The 18,418-nt window shown below is 70.5% G+C and carries 19 protein-coding genes and 1 pseudogene; 10 read left to right on the top strand and 10 right to left on the bottom strand.

Translation table 11 applies throughout. The features are described from left to right. The first annotated feature begins 112 nt into the window (after window positions 1–112). From FHX37_RS16865 to FHX37_RS16850, 4 genes are all read left to right on the top strand, one after another. Entirely contained in the window at window positions 113–1,375 is a 1,263-nt protein-coding gene (locus FHX37_RS16865; protein WP_141924795.1) for an amidohydrolase/deacetylase family metallohydrolase, read from the top strand. Then, a complete protein-coding gene (locus FHX37_RS16860; RefSeq protein ID WP_141924794.1) occupies window positions 1,372–2,670 on the top strand; it encodes an alanine racemase in 1,299 nt (432 codons plus the stop codon). The genes FHX37_RS16865 and FHX37_RS16860 overlap by 4 nt, the downstream gene beginning before the upstream one ends. 48 nt (window positions 2,671–2,718) lie before the next feature. After that, a complete protein-coding gene (locus FHX37_RS16855; protein ID WP_141924793.1) occupies window positions 2,719–3,096 on the top strand; it encodes a RidA family protein in 378 nt (125 codons plus the stop codon). Window positions 3,097–3,181: 85 nt separating this feature from the next. Then, a complete protein-coding gene (locus FHX37_RS16850) occupies window positions 3,182–4,717 on the top strand; it encodes a sodium:solute symporter family protein (protein WP_141924792.1) in 1,536 nt (511 codons plus the stop codon). 51 nt (window positions 4,718–4,768) lie between these two features. Here the strand turns inward: FHX37_RS16850 and FHX37_RS16845 are convergent, their stop codons facing one another. Continuing rightward, a complete protein-coding gene (locus tag FHX37_RS16845; RefSeq protein WP_141925323.1) occupies window positions 4,769–5,917 on the bottom strand; it encodes a macrolide family glycosyltransferase in 1,149 nt (382 codons plus the stop codon). Window positions 5,918–6,268: 351 nt separating this feature from the next. Here FHX37_RS16845 and FHX37_RS16840 point away from each other — a divergent pair, with 351 nt between their 5' ends. The 4 genes from FHX37_RS16840 (at window position 6,269) to FHX37_RS23690 (ending at window position 9,942) form a co-directional block, all read left to right on the top strand. After that, window positions 6,269–7,069, top strand: coding sequence for a carbon-nitrogen hydrolase family protein (locus FHX37_RS16840; RefSeq protein ID WP_141924791.1), 801 nt, complete (start codon window positions 6,269–6,271; stop codon window positions 7,067–7,069). A gap of 5 nt (window positions 7,070–7,074) precedes the next feature. Further along, a complete protein-coding gene (locus FHX37_RS16835) occupies window positions 7,075–8,529 on the top strand; it encodes an APC family permease (RefSeq protein WP_141924790.1) in 1,455 nt (484 codons plus the stop codon). 10 nt (window positions 8,530–8,539) lie between these two features. Beyond that, a complete protein-coding gene (locus FHX37_RS16830; RefSeq protein ID WP_141924789.1) occupies window positions 8,540–9,325 on the top strand; it encodes a FadR/GntR family transcriptional regulator in 786 nt (261 codons plus the stop codon). Window positions 9,326–9,483: 158 nt separating this feature from the next. Continuing rightward, a complete protein-coding gene (locus tag FHX37_RS23690; RefSeq protein ID WP_141924788.1) occupies window positions 9,484–9,942 on the top strand; it encodes a hypothetical protein in 459 nt (152 codons plus the stop codon). A 138-nt stretch (window positions 9,943–10,080) separates the two neighbouring features. Here the strand turns inward: FHX37_RS23690 and FHX37_RS23995 are convergent. The 8 genes and pseudogenes from FHX37_RS23995 to FHX37_RS16790 form a co-directional block, all read right to left on the bottom strand. After that, window positions 10,081–10,399, bottom strand: a pseudogene (locus tag FHX37_RS23995) (type II toxin-antitoxin system PemK/MazF family toxin). Next, window positions 10,389–10,526: a hypothetical protein gene (locus FHX37_RS23680; protein WP_246062326.1), complete on the bottom strand. Its 138-nt coding sequence runs from the start codon at window positions 10,524–10,526 to the stop codon at window positions 10,389–10,391. Before FHX37_RS23680 ends, FHX37_RS23995 begins: the two are co-directional and overlap by 11 nt. 241 nt (window positions 10,527–10,767) lie before the next feature. Continuing rightward, window positions 10,768–11,415 (bottom strand): HD domain-containing protein, encoded by a 648-nt coding sequence (locus FHX37_RS16810; RefSeq protein WP_141924787.1) that lies wholly within the window; start codon window positions 11,413–11,415, stop codon window positions 10,768–10,770. Between the two features lie 220 nt (window positions 11,416–11,635). Beyond that, window positions 11,636–13,525, bottom strand: a complete 1,890-nt coding sequence (locus tag FHX37_RS16805; protein WP_141924786.1) for an ABC transporter ATP-binding protein — start codon at window positions 13,523–13,525, stop codon at window positions 11,636–11,638. Window positions 13,526–13,764: 239 nt separating this feature from the next. Further along, window positions 13,765–14,286 carry a lytic polysaccharide monooxygenase auxiliary activity family 9 protein gene (locus FHX37_RS16800; RefSeq protein ID WP_141924785.1) on the bottom strand — a complete coding sequence of 174 codons (522 nt, stop codon included), beginning with the start codon at window positions 14,284–14,286 and terminating at the stop codon, window positions 13,765–13,767. A 599-nt stretch (window positions 14,287–14,885) separates the two neighbouring features. Next, a complete protein-coding gene (locus FHX37_RS22960) occupies window positions 14,886–15,062 on the bottom strand; it encodes a hypothetical protein (RefSeq protein WP_170181610.1) in 177 nt (58 codons plus the stop codon). Then, a complete protein-coding gene (locus FHX37_RS16795) occupies window positions 15,052–15,270 on the bottom strand; it encodes a MerR family transcriptional regulator (protein WP_211351857.1) in 219 nt (72 codons plus the stop codon). The genes FHX37_RS22960 and FHX37_RS16795 overlap by 11 nt, the downstream gene beginning before the upstream one ends. Then, entirely contained in the window at window positions 15,267–15,758 is a 492-nt protein-coding gene (locus tag FHX37_RS16790; RefSeq protein ID WP_141924784.1) for a hypothetical protein, read from the bottom strand. The genes FHX37_RS16795 and FHX37_RS16790 overlap by 4 nt, the downstream gene beginning before the upstream one ends. A gap of 141 nt (window positions 15,759–15,899) precedes the next feature. On the opposite strand from FHX37_RS16790, the gene FHX37_RS16785 reads away from it, so the two are divergent. Together FHX37_RS16785 and FHX37_RS16780 are read left to right on the top strand one after the other, a co-directional pair. Then, entirely contained in the window at window positions 15,900–16,709 is an 810-nt protein-coding gene (locus tag FHX37_RS16785; RefSeq protein WP_342777623.1) for a helix-turn-helix domain-containing protein, read from the top strand. Next, window positions 16,706–16,885 carry a DUF397 domain-containing protein gene (locus FHX37_RS16780; protein WP_141924782.1) on the top strand — a complete coding sequence of 60 codons (180 nt, stop codon included), beginning with the start codon at window positions 16,706–16,708 and terminating at the stop codon, window positions 16,883–16,885. The genes FHX37_RS16785 and FHX37_RS16780 overlap by 4 nt, the downstream gene beginning before the upstream one ends. 109 nt (window positions 16,886–16,994) lie before the next feature. Here the strand turns inward: FHX37_RS16780 and gdhA are convergent, their stop codons facing one another. Continuing rightward, complete coding sequence (gene gdhA, locus FHX37_RS16775; protein ID WP_141924781.1) at window positions 16,995–18,389, bottom strand: NADP-specific glutamate dehydrogenase; 1,395 nt, start codon at window positions 18,387–18,389, stop codon at window positions 16,995–16,997. Between the last annotated feature and the right edge of the window lie 29 nt (window positions 18,390–18,418).

Genomic DNA, 18,418 nt, shown 5'->3' with positions numbered 1-18,418 from the left:
GCCGCGTCTCGATCTTGACCGTCTGTTCCGCAGGATGCTACTCAATATGCTGAAACATGCGCAACGATGCTGCGTATAGCGCAGCATCAGATGTGGAGGGGAGTGGTCAGCGGTGTGGGACCTGCTGCTGCGCGGCGGCCGGGTCATCGACCCCGCCTCCGGGCGGGACGGAACCGCCGACGTCGCCGTGCGAGCGGGCCGGGTCGCCGAGGTGGCCCCGGGGCTGCCCGCCGACGCCGCCGCCGAGACCGTTGACGTCACCGGCCGCCTGGTCACTCCCGGCCTGGTGGACATGCACACCCACGTGTGGCACGGCGCCACCTACTGGGGCATGGACCCGGACCCGGTGGCCTGGCGCACCGGCGTCACCACCTGGGTCGACGCCGGGTCCGCCGGCGCGTACAGCATGGCCGGGCTGCGCCGTTTCGTCGCCGAACAGGCGCGGGTGCGCGTACACGCCCTCATCAACGTCTCCGGCCTGGGGCTCGTCGCCGAGACCGGGGAGCACCACGTTCTCGACCACCTCGACACCGACACCGCCGCGACGGTCGCCGCCGACCACGGCGACCTGGTCCGCGGGGTGAAGGCCCGCATCGACTCCCGCACGGTCGGCCCGAACGGCATCGAGCCGCTCCGCCGCGCCGCCGCCCTCGCACGGCGCCTGCGCCGTCCGCTCATGGTGCACGTCGGCTACGGCCCGCCCACCATCGCCGACATCGTCGGTTACCTGGAGGAGGGCGACATCCTCACCCACTGCGCCTCCGGCTGCCCCACCGACCTGGTGTCCGGCGGGCGGCTGAGCGAGGCCGCCAGCGCCGCTCGCGAGGCCGGCGTGGTGTTCGACCTCGGCCACGGGTCCGGTGCGTTCGCCTTCGACGTGCTGGAGACCGAACTCGCCGCCGGGATCTCCCCCGTCGTCTCCTCCGACCTGCACGTCCGCTCGGCACACGGCCCCGCGTTCGACCTGCCCACCGTGATGACGAAGATGCTCGCCGCGGGCCAGGACCTGTACCGGGTGGTCGAGGGCGCGACCGCGCGCCCCGCCCGGGTGCTCGGCCTGGACGCGGGGACGCTGGCCCCCGGCGCCGCCGCCGACATCGCCGTGTTCACCATGGAGGAGGGCCGGTTCCCCGTCGTGGACGTGCACGGCGACACGCGCGAGGCGCCGCTGCGGCTGGAAGCCACCGCGACCTACGTCGCCGGCCGGCCGCTCCCGCCCAGCGCGGGGGAACCGCCGCCCCCCTGGGTGCCGCTCAGCCCCGCGCAACGCGGTGCCGAGACCCGGCGCCACGAGCGGCTCCGCGACGCCGTTCCGCGCCTGGACAACCCCGAGGACTTCGACGAACCCTTTCCCCGACCGGGAGGACACCAGTGACCGACACCGCCCCGACCCCGTCCCGGATCGCCGGGTCCGGGCTGCCCGCCGAAGGGCTGGCGGCCCTCGACAGCGCGCCCGTGGAGACGCGCGCGCTGCCCACCAGCCCCACCAGCGCCGCCGGCGTCCGCGACTCGGCCTGGCACCTGGACGACCTGTGGCTGCCCGCCGTGGTGCTGCACGAGGACGCGCTCACCCACAACCTCGGCCGGTTCCACGACTGGGGCGCCGAGTACGGGGTCAGCCTGGCACCGCACGGGAAGACCACCATGTCGCCGCACCTGTGGTCCGCCCAGCTCGCCGAGGGCGCCTGGGGGATCACCGCCGCCAACGCCGCCCAGGCCCGCGTGATGCGCCGGTACGGCGTCGGGCGCGTGCTGATCGCCAACGAGGTCCTCGATCCCGTCCAGATCTCCTGGCTCGCCGGCACCCTCGCCGAGCCCGGGTTCGAGCCGTACTGCCTCGTCGACTCGCACGCCGGCGTGGAACTGATGGAGCGCCACCTGGAGGGAGCGAAGCGCCCCCTGCCGGTGCTGGTGGAACTGGGCGTGCCCGGGCGGCGCACCGGCGTGCGCGGGGTGGACGAGGCGGTCGCCCTCGCGCTGCGCGTCGCCGCCAGCAACCGGCTGCACCTGGCCGGGATCGAGGGCTACGAGGGGGTGCTGCCGCAGCGCCGCGACGCCGAGGCCCCCGCCACCGCCCGCGACTGGCTCGCCGACCTCACCGCCGTCGTCATCCGGGCCGACGAGCGGGGAGCGTTCTCCGGCACCGACGAGGTGCTGGTGACCGCGGGCGGCAGCGGGTACCCGGACCTCGCGGCGGCCGCCCTCACCGGACTTCCCGCGCTGTCGCGCCCGGTGCGCCCCGTCGTCCGCTCCGGCTGCTACATCACTCACGACGACCTGTCCTTCGAGCGCAGCTCGCCGCTGCGCTCCGAGGCGGCCAGCGACCCGCTGCGCCCCGCCCTGTCGTGCTTCGCCCGGGTGCTGTCCTGTCCGGAACCCGGGCTGGCGCTGCTCGCGGTCGGCAAACGCGACGTGCCCTACGACATCGACCTGCCCGTGCCGCGCGCGTTCCGGCGCGACGGCTCCCGCCTGCCCCTCGACGGGCGGGCGCGCGTCACCGAGCTCAACGACCACCACGCCTTCGTCAGCGCGCAGGCGGACCTGCCGGAGGTGGGAGACACGGTCGAACTGGGCCTGTCCCATCCCTGCACCACCTTCGACAAGTGGCCCCTGCTTCCGGTGCTCGACCACAGGGAGCGGGTTGTGGACGCAGTCCGCACCCTGTTCTGACCCGCCGGAACCGAGAACACCAACCGATCCAGGACAAGGAGTTGCCCGATGGCCAAACGTGTCGTCACCACCTCCGGGGCCGCCCCTCCCGGCGGCCCCTACTCGCAGGCCGTCATCGCCGGTGAGTACGTCTACTGCTCCGGGGCGATCCCCGCCCGCCCGGACGGGACCCGGGTGGAGGGGCCCTTCGTCGACCAGGCGCGGGCCGCGTTCGGGAACCTCGCCGCCGTCGCCGAGGCGGCCGGCGCCACCCTGGCCGACGCGGTCCGGGTCGGGGTGTACCTGCGCGACCTGGACGACTTCGTGGCGATGAACGAGCTGTTCGGCGAGTACTTCGGTACGCAACCGCCCGCCCGCACCACGCTGCAGGCCGACCTTCCCGGGTTCGCCATCGAGGTCGACGCGGTCCTGTACCGCCCCGCCTGACACCCCTCACCCTCCTCCCACTACCCCCCAACCGGTGCCGCCGGCGAGTTACGGCGGCACCGGGCGACAGCGTTGGAGGCAGCGCATGTTCGCCGGTTCCCACGCGGGCTACCTGCTCGCTTTCCTCGCCTCACTCGTGGTGATGCTCGGCGTCGGCGTGTGGGTCGCGCGCCGCACCACCAGCGGTGAGGACTTCCTCCTCGCCGGGCGGCGGCTCGGCACCCCCCTCCTGTTGGGCACCACCCTGGCAACCCTCGTCGGAACCGGCTCCAGCCTCGGAGCGGTCGGGTTCGCCTACGAGAACGGATGGGCCGGAGCCCTCTACGGCATCGGCGGAGCCGCCGGTGTCCTCGCGCTGCTGTGGCTGTTCGCCGACGTGCGCAGGCACGGCTTCATGACGTTCTCCGAGGAGATGAGCTACTACTACGGCGCCAGCCGCGCCGTGAAGGGCGTCGTCGCCGTCACCATGCTCGTCGCCGAGGTCGGCTGGCTCGGCGCGCACATCCTCGGCGGGGCGCTGTACCTGTCCTACCTCACCGGCATGGACCCCACCACCGCCAAGGTGGCCGTCGCGCTGGGCTTCGGCCTCTACACCGTCATCGGCGGCTACCTCGCCGTCGTCGTCACCGACGCGGTGCAGGGCACGATCCTGTTCGTCGGGTTCACGATCCTGGCGACGCTCGCCCTGGTAGCGGCCGGCGGGTTCTCCGGTATCAACAGCAGCGTCCCCGGGGAGGCCACCTCGATGCTGGGGGTGGAGGCGCTCGGCCCGATCCCCGCCGTGTCCCAGGCCCTGGTCATCGCCGTCGGGGTGCTGGCCACCCCGTCCTACCGCCAGCGGATCTACTCGGCGGCCAGCGTGCGCACCGTGCGGCGCGGCTTCGCCCTGGTGGGGGTGCTGTTCGCCGCGTTCGCCGTCATGCCCGCCATCGCGGGCCTCGCCGCCCGCGCGATGCAACCCGGCCTGGACAACCCGGACATGGCGTTCCCGTACCTGGCGACCACGGTGTTCCCGGTGTGGCTGGGCGCGTTCCTGCTCATCGCCGGGCTCTCGGCCACCATGTCCTCGGGGGACTCCGACGCCATCACCGCCGTCACCATCCTGCTGCGCGACGTCGCCCAGCTGGTCACCGGCAGGCTGCCCCGGGCGGAGCGCATGGTGGGCTACTCCCGCGTCGCCCTGGTGGGAGTGCTCGCGGCGGCACTGGTGTGCGCGCTGGCGGCGACCACCATCATCGACTACATCTCCCTGATGATCTCGACCGTGCTGACCGGGCTGCTGGTCGCCGCGGTTCTGGGCAAATTCTGGCGCCGCGCCACGTGGCAGGGCGGGCTCGCCGCCATCGCGGGAGGCTCCGCCGCCGCTCTGGCCGTCGAGACGAGCGAGTCCTGGTCGGCGCTGTGGGGCAACCCGGTGCTCCCGTCGCTTGCGGCCGCCGTGGTGGCGGGTGTGGCGGTCAGCCTGGCGACCCCGCGCCAGCGGGTCTCGCGCGAGGAGGCGCTGCGTCGCCTGGCGGCCGAACGCGCCGAGCTCGACGTCGGAACCCGGGTGCGTGGCGGGGAGACGGAACAGGACCGGGAGGAGACCGCCGGAGACGGGGGTTCTGCCTCCGGCGGGTGAGCGCGGCCGGCCCGCCCCGACCGGTCACCCGGCCGGGGCGGCCGCGGCGGCTCAGTCCGCCATGCCCTCGATCAGGTCGGCCGCCCGCTGGGTGCCGCCCTCCGCGCGCACCTCGCGGCGGAACTCGGCGAGCCTGTCGGCCACGTGCGGGTCGGAGGTCAGCTCAACCAGGGCAGTGCGCAGGGTCTCGGCGGTGGCCCGTTCCGTGTCGACGCGGCGGGCCACCCCCAGTTCCACCAGCCTGTCGGCGTTGTCGAACTGGTCACTCGCCTGGGGCACCGCGATCATCGGCACGCCGGAGTGGAGCCCCTCGCTGCTGCCGCCCATTCCGGCGTGTGTGACGAAGGCGTCGGCCTGGCCGAGGATGGCGAGCTGCGGCACCCAGTGGTGCACCTCCACGTTGTCGGGGATCTCGCCGAGTTCGGCCGTCTCGACGTAGGCGCCGATCTGCAGCACCACGTGCCAGCCGGGCAGCCCGCCGAAGGCGGCCACGCACTGGCGGTAGAACTCGGGTTGGCGGGTGAAGGCCGACCCCAGCGAGACCAGCAGTACGTTCCGGGCGCCGGCGGGGCGGGTCCAGTCCCCCTGGTCACCGCGGTCCCCGAAACACGGCCCGACGAACGAGACCACGTCGGGGTCGACAGTGTCGGCTTTGGGCTGCATGGCGCGCGGGATGAGCGCCAGCGCCCGCGGTGGACGGCCGGTGAAGGCGATCGGGTCGGTGGTGGCGGCGCCGTTGTCGGCCAGCCACGCGGAGAACTTCGCGTAGTGCTCGTCCGCGCCGGGGAGCTGTCTCAGCACCGAGCCGACCTCCTCCTCGTAGCCGCCCCAGGCGACGTAGGTGGGGGAGAGCTGGACGGCGGGTACTCCCCAGTTGTCGGCGAGGACGCGCGCGGGGTAGCCGGCGATGTCGTACAGGAACAGGTCGGGCCGGTCGTCGCCGTAGGCGTCGCGCAGCTGGGGCAGCACCGCCATCGCGTCGTCGAGGAAGACGTCCATGGCGCCGATGGGGTCCTCGGGCCAGGCATTGTCCTCCGTCGGCAGGGTCGAGGTGTAGGCGACGAGTTCGGCACCGGTGGCGGTCACCGTGTCGGCGATCGTGCGGTCGTTGGCGTAGGTGACGCGGTGGCCGCGGGCGACCAGCTCGCGGATGATCTCCAGGCTGGGCAGGGTGTGGCTGGTGGCCGGGATACCGACCATGGCGATGTGCAGACGGCGAGACACAGTGATCCCTTCGGGTTCGTCCCGTGCGGGGGACGGGGAAAGAGCGGGAGAGGACAGACGTGGCGGCCTCGACGGGGGCGGTTCCGCCCTCCGGAGGCGCAGGCGCACGCGCGCGGACTCAGGTCCGCTGGTGCCTCACTCGTAGATCTGCAGAGAACCCATCGCCTCCGGAGGGTACACGGTGGCTGCCGGTCCCGCCATGCCGCCGTGCGCGCTGTGGGCCGCGCGGACCGCGGCGGGACCTGCGCGTTTTCCCGGCAGCCAGAATCAGTGTGACATGAGACACAATATGCTGCATAAATTGATCATAATGATTAATTTCGTGCCATGGCTCACATCCGCATCGCCTGCCTGCAGTCTGCCGGGCACCCCGCCGACGTGGAGGCCAACCTCACCGAGCTGGACCGGGCCGCCGCCCGTGCCGCTGGGCAGGGAGCCGACCTCCTCATCACCCCGGAACTGTTCCTCACCGGCTACGACATCGGGGACGCGGTCCTCCGCCTGGCCGGCGAGCCGCTCGCGGCGCGGGCGGGAGAACTCGCCCGCCGCCACGACTTGGCCCTGCTGGCGGGACTTCCCGAACGGTCCGGGCCCGGCCTCGCCAACCGCGCGGTGTTCGTCCGCGCCGACGGCGCGGTCGCGGCCCGCTACACCAAGACCCACCTGTTCGGCGAGCTGGACCAGCGCTACTTCCGCGCGGGGGAGCAGGCTCTGGTCCTGGTCGAGCTGCACGGTGTACGGATCGCACCACTGATCTGCTACGACGTGGAGTTCCCCGAGGCCGCGCGCGCCGCCGCGCTCGCCGGGGCGCACCTCGTCGCGGTGCCCACCGCCCAGATGCGGCCGTTCACGTTCGTCGCCGAGACCGTCATCCCCGCGCGGGCGTGGGAGAACCAGCTCTACCTCGCCTACGCCAACCGCGTCGGCGCGGAGGGCGACACCCACTACGTCGGTCGCAGCAGTGTGGCCGCCCCCACCGGGGAACTCCTGGCGTCCTCCCGCGAGGAACCGGCGCTGCTCCTCGCCGACGTCGACACCGACACCGTGGCGCGCGGCCAGCGGGACAACCCCTACCTGCACGACCGCCGACCCGACCTCTACGACTCCCTGACCCGTACGGACCGGTGACCTCCATGTCTGACCACACCGACACCGCCGAGACACAGCACCCCGACGCGCGCTCCGGCCACCTGACCGGCAGGCTCGGCGTCACCAGCATCGTCTTCATGGTCATAGCCGCCGCGGCACCGCTCACGGTCATCGGCGGCAACGTGCCCCTGGCCATCCTCAACGGCAACGGCGCCGGCGCCCCCGTCGGGTTCGTCGTCGCCTCGGCCGTCATGCTGCTCTTCTCCGTCGGGTTCGTCGCGATGACACCCCACGTCGAACGCGCCGGCGCGTTCTTCGCCTACGTCGAGCGCGGCCTCGGCGCGGTCGCGGGCATGGGCGCGGCGTTCCTTGCCCTGGTCACCTACACCGCCATCCAGGTGGGGGTGTGGGGCTACTTCGGCGGTTCCCTCAGCAACCTCGTCCACCACTACGGCGGGCCGGACCTCCCGTGGTGGGTCTACACCGGGCTGGTCCTGGTCGGGGTGGCCGTGCTCGGGTACCACCACATCGACCTCAGCGCCAAGGTGCTGGGGGTCGCCCTGGTGGCGGAGATCGCCATCGTGCTGCTGATGGACGGCGTGATCCTGGGGACCGGCGGCGCCAGCGGCATCAGCGGTGCCTCGTTCACCCCCGACGCGATGTTCACCGGTGCGGTCGGTATCGCCGTCCTGTTCTCCCTCACCGGCTTCATCGGTTTCGAGGCGGCGGCGGTCTACCGCAGCGAGGCGCGTTCCCCGGAGCGCACCATCCCCCGCGCCACCTACCTGGCGGCCGTCATCATCGGGCTCTTCTACACCCTGTCGAGCTGGGCCATGATCGAGGGGTGGGGCGCCGAGCGCGTCTCCCGGGCGGCGCAGGCGGACCCCGACAACCTCATGCTCGACACGGCGGGAACCTACCTCGGGGCCGCGGGCCGGGACGTCATGCAGGTCCTGCTGATCACCAGCCTGTTCGCCTGCGTGCTGTCCTTCCACAACGTCGTCGCGCGGTACCAGTTCACGCTGGCCGGGCGCGGCGTGCTGCACCGCGCCCTCGCGCGGGTGCACCCGCGCCACCAGTCGCCCCACGTGTCCTCGGTGGCGCAGAGTTGCACCGCCGCCGCGCTGCTGTTCGTGTTCGCGCTCGCGGGGCTGGAGCCGCTCACCGAGATCTTCTCCGCGATGGCCGGGGTGGCCACCCTCGGCATCGTCTCCCTCATGCTGCTGACCTGCCTGGCGGTGCTCGTCTTCTTCACCGTCCACCACCGCGCCGACCGCCGGCTGTGGCAGACCCGCCTGGCGCCGTCCCTGGGTATCGCCAGTCTGCTGGGGTGCCTGTGGCTGATCCTGTCCAACTTCGACGTGGTCGTGGACGGGACCGCGGTCCTGGCGACCGTCGTGGCGGCGGTTCCCGTGGCGGCCTTCGCTCTCGGCACGCTCGTCGGGGTGCGGCACCGGGGCACCACGGGGACCGCGCGCGAGGGCACATCCGAGCGGTAGCGTCCCGTGCATGAGCGGATCCTCAGAGCCGGGAACACCCGCGGCCAACCCGCTGAACGCCGTGCCGCTGGCGGGTATTCGCCGGTTGAGCGCCAAGGACAGCGTGCGGGCGCGCATCGCCCTGGCGGTCGACCTCGGTCTTCTCGCGCCCGGTGAGCGGCTGCCCAGCATTTCCGCGGTCGCCAGTGCCCTGGAGGTGGGTGAGGTGACCGTCCGGCGGGCGTTCGAGTCACTCGCGGGTGACGGGGTGCTGCAGGGCAGGCGCGGCCGCGGCGGCGGCACCTTCGTGGCCGCGGACCCGCCCACCGGGGTGGTGCGTGAGGTCGCGGCCTACACCGCCGACACCGCCACCGTGCACCGGCTCATCGACCAGCGCCTGCTGCTCGAGTGCGGCGCCGCCCACCTCGCGGCGCTGCACGCCACCCCCCAGCGTCTGGGGGAACTGCAGGAGCTGGTGGACGACATGGACGCCACCACCACGTGGACGCGGTTCCGGGAGCTGGACACCCGGTTCCACCACCTGGTGGCCGACACCAGCGGTGTCGCGCACGCGCAGCGGGAGCTGTCCGAGGTGCTGGGGCAGCTGCACGAGTACTTCCTGCCCTACCGCATGGACGTGCTGCACCAGTCCAACCGGGACCACCGGGACCTGGTGGGTGCGTTGCGGGGCGGCGCGCCCGACGATGCCGTGCGGATAACCCACCGGCACGTCACGGCGCTGCGCCGCACTATGTTCGTCGGCTTCACCACCGGTGGGGAGGGAGAAGAACAGGAACCGGGCTCCCCGGCCGGGTGAGACCGGGGCATCCCACGCCCCACGGCGCCCTTTCCCGTACGCGGAACCGACACGAGGACGGTCTCGCGCGGAGAATCAACCAGCGGATCTCCGGACAACAATCGGAAAAGGGATGTGTTTCTGTTATTCCTTGATGGGATTTTCTCTGCGGTATTCCCATGCGAAGGACAGCGAGAAAGTACGCGCTCGCGATGGCGCTGTCCGGGGGAATGGTGGCCGCTGTGGTCTCGTTCGGGGCACCTGCCGCGAACGCGGACAGCATCGGTCCCTATCTCGGGTGGCAGGTGCCCACGGGAGAGGGAGGATGCAGCAGTCCCGGTGTCATCAGGAACCTGGGAGAGGAGCACTACAGTTCTCCCAAGAATGTCACCGCGTGGATGCTGGCCGAGGAGAACTCCGATAACAACAACAATCACATCGACCGCACGCTTTACCGGGATGGCGTGGTAGCGGCGAAAAAGTCCTACATGTGCAGCGCCGGCCACGAACTCGTCCACAGCTACTCGCCGACCGCCTACCAGCACCAGACCACCTACCAGCAGTGGAACTGCGTCGCGGAGAACTGCCACCTCGTGTTCTACAACGACAGCGACTGGAAGGCCGGAACCTACAAGTGACTCCGGTCGCGTGCGCCGGTAGGGGCACCGCACCCGGCTCCACCGGGTCCAGTCCGGGGAACAGCTCGACGGCCTCCCGTTGCCGCATCCTCCGGGTGGGAACCGGAGGGGCGGACGAGAAACGGTTGGCGGCGTCGTTCAGTCGAGCCCCAGGACCGTTTGCAGGGCCGTGTCGACGGCTCGCATCTCGGCATGGTCGAGTCGGCCGACGAATTCTCCCAGCCGGGCTTGGGGGTCGACCACGCTCGTCTGTTCGACCATGATTCGGGCCGGGGCGCTCGTCGATCTCGATATCGGGGCGGAAAGAGGCCGCCCGGCGGCCGGTCGATGCGGGGGCGACGATCCATGTGGACAGCGGAAGGTCATCGGACTGGAGCACCACAGCGTAGCGTGTCCCGGACTGCTCATGGCCGCGCGCGTCCTTCGGCGCTTTGAGCCGGTAGAGGTCACCACGCACGGGTCTCGTCCATCTCTGCGGCCAGCGCCCGGGAGACGGCGGCGTCCTCGGGGGCGTTGCGCAGTTCCTCGGCCTCGGCCCGAAGCCGTGCCCGGCGGTGTGCCCGCTCCGCCTCCAGGATCGCCATCCGGGCTGCCTCCGAGCGCGAATACCCTTCGTGTGACAGTGAGTCCAGTGCCCGCTCCACAACGGCGTCAGTGCGGATAGTGAGTCTTACGGTAATACAGTTCGTGTTACACGCAATGGTTGCTCCGTTGTGCGTGTGCGGCCGTGACTGGTTCCGCACGGCGGCGCGTGCCGTCACCGCGGGAGGCCGAGCTGCCCCGGCGGGGTGGAACCGGTTCCACCCCGCACGGTTGCGCGGCCGGTTACTCCGGCCAGGGGGAGTCCTGGATGGTGCGCACGAAGTCCCCGCGTTGGAAACCGGGGACGAAGTGCTCCAGCACGTCGGCTTTCACGTTGCCGAACGTGGTCTCGGGCTTGGGGGCGATGCCCTCGGTGAACGCCTGCAGGATGCGGTTCTTGAAGTCCGGCCGGGGGTGCAGCGCGGTCACCGCGTCGCGCTCCTCGGCGCTGATGTCGTGGTAGCCGATGCCGAGCACGTCGTACTCCACACCGGCGGTCACCAGCGCCACCTCGGGTTCCATGTGCTCGGGGATACCGGGCGTGGTGTGCAGGGCGATCGCCGTCCACACCCTGCGGACGCGGTCCTCGGCGACCCCGTGGCTGTGCAGGAACCGCCGCGCCTCGTCCGCGCTGTCGACCTCGAACCGACGCCCGCTGTCGTGGAACCGCTCGTTCAACCCGAGGTCGTGGAACATCGCCCCGACGTAGAGCAGCTCCGGGTCGAAACTCAGGTCCCGGTTGCGCGCCTGCAGGCTCCCGAACCAGTAGACGCGCCGGGAGTGGTGGTACACCAGCTCGCTGGTGGTGTCGCGGACCAGCTCGGTGGCCTCGGCCGCCAGGGCGGTGTCCGGGACGCTGATCCCGGCCGGGGACGATGGTGTGGCTGTCATCGTGTCTCTTTCTTCTCCGACGGGTGGCTGCCGCCCGTGTTCGGCGGGCGCTGGTCCCAACGAAATCAGAGCCGGCGCCACGGTCGGAACGACGGGCCCGGCTGCCCGGCCGCGACGGGACCGCCGCACGCCGCGCTGGCCGGGAAACCTACCGTGGCACCTGCGGACAGCCCACGAGCCCGGAGCTGGTTCCTGGTTCGGCACCTGCCTCGCGGCACCGTCACCTCACGGGTTCCGGCTCCGCCGTGTCCGGGGCGGCGAACTGGGTGCGGTACAGCTCCTGGTAGCGCCCGCCGGCGGCGAGCAGCTCGGTGTGCGTGCCCCGCTCGACGATCTCGCCCTGCTCCATCACCAGGATGAGGTCGGCGGACTGGATCGTGGACAGCCGATGGGCGATGACCAGGGCGGTACGTCCGGCGAGCGCCTCGGCCAGGGCCTCCTGCACCGCGGCCTCGGACGCGGAGTCGAGGTGGGCGGTGGCCTCGTCCAGCACCACCAGCCTCGGGCTCGCCAGCAGCAGCCGCGCGATCGTCAGCCGCTGGCGCTCCCCGCCGGAGAAGCGGTAGCCGCGTTCCCCGACGATGGTGTCCAAGCCGTCGGGAAGGTCGGCGACCAGCTCGTCGATCCGGGCGCGGCGCATCGCGTCCCACAGCTCCTCGTCGGTGGCCTCGGGACGGGCGAGCAGGAGGTTGGCGCGCACCGTGTCGTGGAACAGATGGCCGTCCTGGGTCACCATGCCCAGAACCTGCCGCAGGGACGCGGCCGACAGGTCGCGCACGTCCACCCCGGCCAGCCGCACCGCTCCCGTGTCGGCGTCGTACAGCCGCGGAACCAGCTGCGCCAGTGTGGACTTGCCGGCGCCCGAGGAGCCGACGAGCGCCACCGTCTGCCCCGGCTGGGCGGTGAACGACACGTCGTGCAGCACCTCCTCACCGCCGCGGGTGTCGAGGGTGGCGACCTCCTCCAGTGAGGCGAGGGACACCTCGCTGGCCGAGGGGTAGCTGAAGCTGACCCGGTCGAACTCCACCGACACCGGCCCCTCCGGAACCCGTCGGGCGTCGGGCTTCTCCGCGACGAGCGGGGCCAGGTCCAGGACCTCGAACACCCGGCCGAAGCTCACCAGGGCGCTCATCACGCCCACCCGGGCGCTGGCCAGCTCGGTCAGCGGCGCGTACAGCCGGGTGAGCAGCAGCGCCAGGGACACGACCGATCCCGCGTCGAGCCGTCCGGCCAGGGCGTAGAACCCGCCGACGCCGTACACCAGCGCCAGGGCGAGCGCGGAGACCAGCGTCAGCGAGATGACGAACACCTCCTGCACCATGGCGGTGCGTACCCCGATGTCCCGTACCCGGCGGGCGCGGGTGGCGAACTCCGCCGACTCCTCGCTGGGGCGGCCGAACAGTTTCACCAGGGTGGCACCGGAGGAGGAGAACCGCTCGGTCATCTGGGTGCTCATCACCGCGTCGTGGTTGGCGCCCTCGCGTTCCAGCCGCGCCAGCCGGGTGCCCATCCTGCGGGCGGGAAGCAGGAACAGCGGCAGCATCACCAGGGTGAGCACGGTGACCTGCCAGGAGATGCTGAGCATCACCGTGAGGGTGAGGACCAGGGTCACGGCGTTCTTGACCACGCTGGAGAGGACGTCGCTGAAGGCCCGCTGGGCGCCGATGACGTCGTTGTTCAGCCGGCTGACGAGGGCGCCGGTGCGGGTGCGGGTGAAGAACGCGACCGGCATGCGCTGCACGTGGTCGTAGACCGCGGTGCGCAGGTCCAGGATGAGGCCCTCGCCGATGCGGGCGGACAGCCACCGGTTCGCCAGACCGAAGCCCGCCTCGGCCACGGCGATCAGGGCGATCAGCGCCGCGAGTCCCAGAACAAGCCGCGCGGAGGCGCCGTTCACGATCGCGTCGACGACGCGTCCGGACAGGATCGGGGTGGCGACGGTGAGCCCGGCGAGGAGGACGCTCAGCACCAGGAACCAGCCGAGCTGGCGCCGGTGGGGGCGGGCGAAGGTCCAGATGCGCCGTAAGGTTTCCCGGGAGAAGGGGCGGCGGTCCTGTTGCGCGAACATCGCGTTGTACATCGCGCTCCAGGCGGTCGTTTCCATGCTCATCGCGCGTCACCGGCTTTTCGGGTTCGTGGGCGGCGGTCGGCTCCCCGACTGGAAGCGGTAATCCCGCTGTCCCGCGGTGGGGAAGCGCTGCCACCAGAACCTAGATCCTCAACTTTGGTTGAGGTCAAGGTGGGATGCCGGAGGACACGCGTCCGCCCGCCGCCGGGCGGACAGAGGTGCGGGCTGGCACCCGGGGGGAGTGCCAGCCCGCGGCCGGAGGAAACGGGGGAGAGCGGGGGTCAGCCGTTGATGTTCAGGTCGACGCAGGCGTAGAAGGCGTTGGCGGTGTCGTCGATGTTCCACACGGCCAGGAGTTTCTCCTCGCCGCTGTAACCGTTCAGGTCCACCGAGTGGGTCACCGTGGAGGGCGGCTGGTTCCCGTGGCCGTCGAACTCGGCGATCTTGTCGTCACCGATGAAGTACTGCCAGTCCCTGGTGGCGTGCATGGCGGTGAGACTCCAGGTGAAGTCCACCGTGTTGCCCACCGAGGTGGACTGCCAGTTCTTGCTGTCGTCGTCCAGCTCGGAGAAGCGCGAGTTCCCACCGCTACAGCTCTTGAGCCCCTTGGGGCCCTCCACACTCTGCGGCTCCCACTGGATGGAGCCGCACTCCACGGTGCCCTGGGCGCACTGCGCCTGCCGGCTCGGCGGGGAGGAGATGTAGCCGTGCGCGTAGGCGGTGGAGGCGGGGAGCAGTGCGAACACGAAGGGGGCGGCGCCGACGCCGGCGGCGATGGCGACGAGTTTCCGTTTCACAGTCATGCCAGTTCCTTTTCGTTGGAACCGCGCACCCCGGTGGGGGTGGTTCCGGCTCGCTCGCCGATGCGCGCTGAGCCCGGGGCCAGGGGGTGCGCGGTGTGGGGGATGCACGGAAGAAGGGCCGCGGACGGCCCCCGGAAGGGCGCTGACAGGAGCGGTGCCGCGTGCTGGCGGCCGTCGTGACGGAACGCGTGCGGCAGACCCGATTCGGACTCCGTTGCGAGTACGGACGTGGCGAACATCGTCCCTCCCTGGTCTCCGCCTGCCAACGTGGTCTAGACCATAAAAGGCGCCCATGCCAGGGTCAATGGAGACAAAACGGTGGGATAACGTTGCGGATACGGGTGGTATAGCCACCGTCATGACCGGTGGGAACCGGGCGACCTGCGCCGAAAGCGCCCCTGGCCAGAAGCAGGTATGGGCGGAGGGAGGAATCCGAGGGTTAGTCCTTTGTCACCTCGGAGATAGGTACGCGGGAAAGCTCCCACGTGGACGTGGGTGTACGACGTGTCGCGGGCGGCGCACGCGTGGTTTTCTCGGTCTCGGTGACAGCGGTGGCCCCGCACCCCGGGGGTTGCCGGATGCGGGGCCTGTGGGCGGGGTTAGGGGGCGTGGTCCTCGGTCTCGTCACCGAGCCAGGTGTCCACGCAAGTGTGGAGTTCCCGCAGGGTGTCGTGGATCTGGTTGGGCCACAGAGCGCCGCCCTCCATGGCCTGGGTGAGCTGCTCCAGTAAGTCGCGCAATTCTTGGCGTTCGTGGGGGTGAGGTTCACGTGTCACCACCTGCCTTGTCCTGGTGGTGGGTGGCGGCTATCAGGTCCTGGACGTGGTCGGGCAGGAAGCGGCGGTGCCCGCCCGGGGTGACCAGCACTGGTGTCAGGTGGCCGTGGCGTACCCAGGTGTTGACGGTGGAGGTGGTCACGCCGAAGGCCTCGGCCACATCACCCGGACGCAGCAGGGGAGAGGGCCAGCTGTTGGGGATACTCACCGGATCACCCCCATCGTGCTCTCCTGGTCGCGCTGGGCCAGCCACTGGCGCACCAGCGGGGAGAGTTCCGCGCGGACACCGTCGAGACCGTCGCCGTAGATCGGTGTGACGGGCTCGGGTGTGGTGGGAGCGCCGCAGGCCGGGCAGTACCGCGCTGCTTCTTCCCTTTCTTGAACTTGGCGGTGGCGTTCGTGCTGGGTCACGTAGGGCCGGACGGGGCTGTGCTCCTCGGGATCGAGCAGCTCGGGTTCCGGCAGCGCGGCCGGGGGAACCATGCCACTGTCTACGTCTCGGTGGGAGATCCCGGCCCGTGGTGACGGCACGGTGAAGCGGCGTGCCGCCGCCTGGCGGCGAGGGGCAAGTGGCACCGCGACGCGCGGTTCCAGCCGCTGGTAGCGATCCCGGTAGCGCGTGGGCGGGAACAAGGCGACAGCCAGCACCGTGAGCAGCGTCCACAGGGACGCGAGGGTGCGAATAAACTGGGGCACCGTCATCGACTCCTAACCAGTCGGTGGCCGCGCCCCTGGGGAGCTGGTACTCCCGCAGGGGCTTTTTGATGTCGGCGCCTGGATGGCGACACCGTCCAGAGTGGAGTCAAAAACAGTGATCCCAAAGCGTTCCACAAGATCATGGGATTTGCCGTACGAGTATGGGATATTGTCGATACTGTACGGTGCATGATTCCTAGCTTGTTTGCCGAATCCCTAATGAGGTTCCGTGAGTTAGCGGGGTTTACACAGCTCCAATTGGCGTCCCGAAGCGGAACCGCGCATTCCAGTGTCAATCGGTGGGAAAATGGTGGTTCGCTACCAAAACGGGATAATGCGGAACGTATGGACGCTGCCTTGGGCGCTAACGGGGAATTGGTTGCGGCATGGCGGCGTTCAACGACCGGCACTGGGCTCCCCGCGTGGGCGCGGGACCTCGACGCCATCGAACGTGGTGCGCTGCAGCTCTCTATCGCCACACCATCCCTGGTCCCTGGCTATCTTCAATGCGAGGAATACGCGCGAGCCGTCTTCCGTGCGGGGCTTCCGCTCGCTTCTCCCGACGAGATCGACCGGTTGGTAGAGCTCCGGTGCGGACGTCTCGCAGAGCTGGGGGAGCTGCAGGTAACCGCGGTGTTTCCTGTCTCCGCTGTATCCGGAGTATCAGAGTCCATCCGCCGAGCGCAGGTGGAATACCTCCTAAAATGGGCGGATACCGAACGTGTTTCCGTCCATCTCGTTCCTGAGGGAACCGCGCTGATGGTGCCGACATCCCCACTCATGGTGTTCACGCTGCGTTCCGGGGAACGCGCAGTCGTCAGCGACCACGCTGACGGTAACGTGGTACACGAATCCGACACTCATGACCGAATCACGTCATGGTTCACATCTGCCCTGGCGGCGTCATTACCGGTTACGCACTCATTGGAAGTACTAGGGAAGCTCTCATGATCACTAGCTGGCACAAGAGCAGTTACAGCGCCAATGGGGCCAACTGTGTCGAATGCCGTGGTAACGAGCGCATGGTCCAGGTGCGCGACACCCAGAACCGCCAGGCTGGCCATCTGTCGTTCTCCGCCTCCGAGTGGAAGGCGTTCCTCGACGAGGTCCGTGCCGAGAACCTGTAAACTCCACCCGTGGCGCCCCCTGGTCACGGGATGGGAAGCAGTCACTCGCGCCCCCAAGGCGAGACGGCCCCCTGGTCGCGGTCCAGGAGGCCGTCCTCTGGCGGAAGCGTCAGATCACTCCCTGGGCGACCATCGCCGCCATGACCCGCTCGAACCCGGCGATGTTGGCGCCGGTCACGTAGTCCTCCGGAGCGCCGTAGCGCTCGGCCGTCTCCCGGCAGGAACCGTGGATGTCACGCATGATCCCGGCCAGCTGGTCCTGGGCGTGCGCGAACGTCCAGGTGTCCCGGCCGGCGTTCTGCCGCATCTCCAGGGAACTGACCGCCACACCACCGGCGTTGGCGGCCTTGCCCGGGCCGAACGCGACCCCGGCCTGCTGCAGCACACGCACCGCCTCCGGGGTGGTGGGCATGTTGGCGCCCTCCGCCACCGCGCGCACGCCGTTGCCGGCCAGTGTGCGGGCGGCGTCGGCGTCCAGCTCGTTCTGGGTGGCCGACGGCAGGGCCACGTCGCACGGCACGTCCCACACCCGGCCGCCGGGCACGAACGTGGCCGACGGTCCACGGCGCTCGGCGTAGTCCCGCACGCGCCCGCGCTCCACCTCCTTGATCTGCCTCAGGACGTCGAGGTCGATGCCCTTCTCGTCCACGACATAGCCCTCGGAGTCGGAGCAGGTGAGGACGTTGGCACCCAGCTCCTGGGCCTTCTCGATCGCGTAGATGGCGACGTTGCCCGAACCGGACACCGTCACCTGACGGCCCTGGAGGTCCTCCCCGCGGGCATTGAGCATCTCGGCGGTGAACAGCACACAGCCGTAGCCGGTGGCTTCGGTGCGCGCGGCCGAGCCGCCCCATCCCTGGCCCTTGCCGGTGATGGTGCCGGCCTCCCACCGGTTGGCGAGCCGCCGGTACTGGCCGAACAGGTAGCCGATCTCGCGTCCCCCGACGCCGACGTCGCCCGCAGGGACGTCGGTGTGCTCACCGATGTGGCGGTGCAGCTCGGTCATGAACGACTGGCAGAACCGCATCACCTCGGCGTTGGAGCGCCCACGCGGGTCGAAGTCGCTGCCGCCCTTGCCGCCGCCGATGTTCATTCCGGTCAGCGCGTTCTTGAAGATCTGTTCGAACCCGAGGAACTTGACGATGCCCAGGTTCACCGAGGGGTGGAACCGCAGTCCGCCCTTGTACGGGCCCAGGGCGCTGTTGAACTCCACCCGGAAACCGCGGTTGGTGCGGAACACGCCCGAGTCGTCCTCCCAGGGGACCCGGAAGATGATCTGGCGTTCCGGTTCGCAGAGGCGCTCGACGAGCTCCGGGTCCTGCAGGTCCGGACGCGCTGTCAGTACCGGCGCCAGACTCTCCAGCACCTCCAGTACCGCCTGGTGGAACTCCGCCTCGCCGGGGTTGCGGCGCAGCACCTCGGTGTAGACGGGGGTGAGCAGTTCCGGAAGCCGCTGCTGGCCCTCCGTGGCCGCGCTGTCGGGTTCGGTGCGCGCAGACGTCATCTCGGATGGTCTCCTTTCTGGCCCCGAAG

This window comes from Haloactinospora alba, assembly GCF_006717075.1.
Classification (GTDB): Bacteria; Actinomycetota; Actinomycetes; order Streptosporangiales; family Streptosporangiaceae; genus Haloactinospora; species Haloactinospora alba.
This window is presented reverse-complemented; position numbering and strand designations above follow the sequence as displayed.

What these genes read in the sequence shown, in the direction of transcription:
- FHX37_RS16830 (WP_141924789.1), top strand. Translation starts at nt 8,540, where the DNA reads ATGAGCGGATCCTCAGAGCCGGGAACACCCGCGGCCAACCCGCTGAAC.
- FHX37_RS16845 (WP_141925323.1), bottom strand. Translation starts at nt 5,917, where the DNA reads ATGGTCGGTATCCCGGCCACCAGCCACACCCTGCCCAGCCTGGAGATC.
- FHX37_RS16800 (WP_141924785.1), bottom strand. Translation starts at nt 14,286, where the DNA reads ATGACTGTGAAACGGAAACTCGTCGCCATCGCCGCCGGCGTCGGCGCC.
- FHX37_RS16810 (WP_141924787.1), bottom strand. Translation starts at nt 11,415, where the DNA reads ATGACAGCCACACCATCGTCCCCGGCCGGGATCAGCGTCCCGGACACC.
- FHX37_RS23690 (WP_141924788.1), top strand. Translation starts at nt 9,484, where the DNA reads ATGCGAAGGACAGCGAGAAAGTACGCGCTCGCGATGGCGCTGTCCGGG.
- FHX37_RS16780 (WP_141924782.1), top strand. Translation starts at nt 16,706, where the DNA reads ATGATCACTAGCTGGCACAAGAGCAGTTACAGCGCCAATGGGGCCAAC.
- FHX37_RS16855 (WP_141924793.1), top strand. Translation starts at nt 2,719, where the DNA reads ATGGCCAAACGTGTCGTCACCACCTCCGGGGCCGCCCCTCCCGGCGGC.
- FHX37_RS16840 (WP_141924791.1), top strand. Translation starts at nt 6,269, where the DNA reads ATGGCTCACATCCGCATCGCCTGCCTGCAGTCTGCCGGGCACCCCGCC.
- FHX37_RS23680 (WP_246062326.1), bottom strand. Translation starts at nt 10,526, where the DNA reads ATGGCGATCCTGGAGGCGGAGCGGGCACACCGCCGGGCACGGCTTCGG.
- FHX37_RS16835 (WP_141924790.1), top strand. Translation starts at nt 7,075, where the DNA reads ATGTCTGACCACACCGACACCGCCGAGACACAGCACCCCGACGCGCGC.
- FHX37_RS16785 (WP_342777623.1), top strand. Translation starts at nt 15,900, where the DNA reads ATGGGATTTGCCGTACGAGTATGGGATATTGTCGATACTGTACGGTGC.
- gdhA (WP_141924781.1), bottom strand. Translation starts at nt 18,389, where the DNA reads ATGACGTCTGCGCGCACCGAACCCGACAGCGCGGCCACGGAGGGCCAG.
- FHX37_RS16805 (WP_141924786.1), bottom strand. Translation starts at nt 13,525, where the DNA reads ATGAGCATGGAAACGACCGCCTGGAGCGCGATGTACAACGCGATGTTC.
- FHX37_RS16850 (WP_141924792.1), top strand. Translation starts at nt 3,182, where the DNA reads ATGTTCGCCGGTTCCCACGCGGGCTACCTGCTCGCTTTCCTCGCCTCA.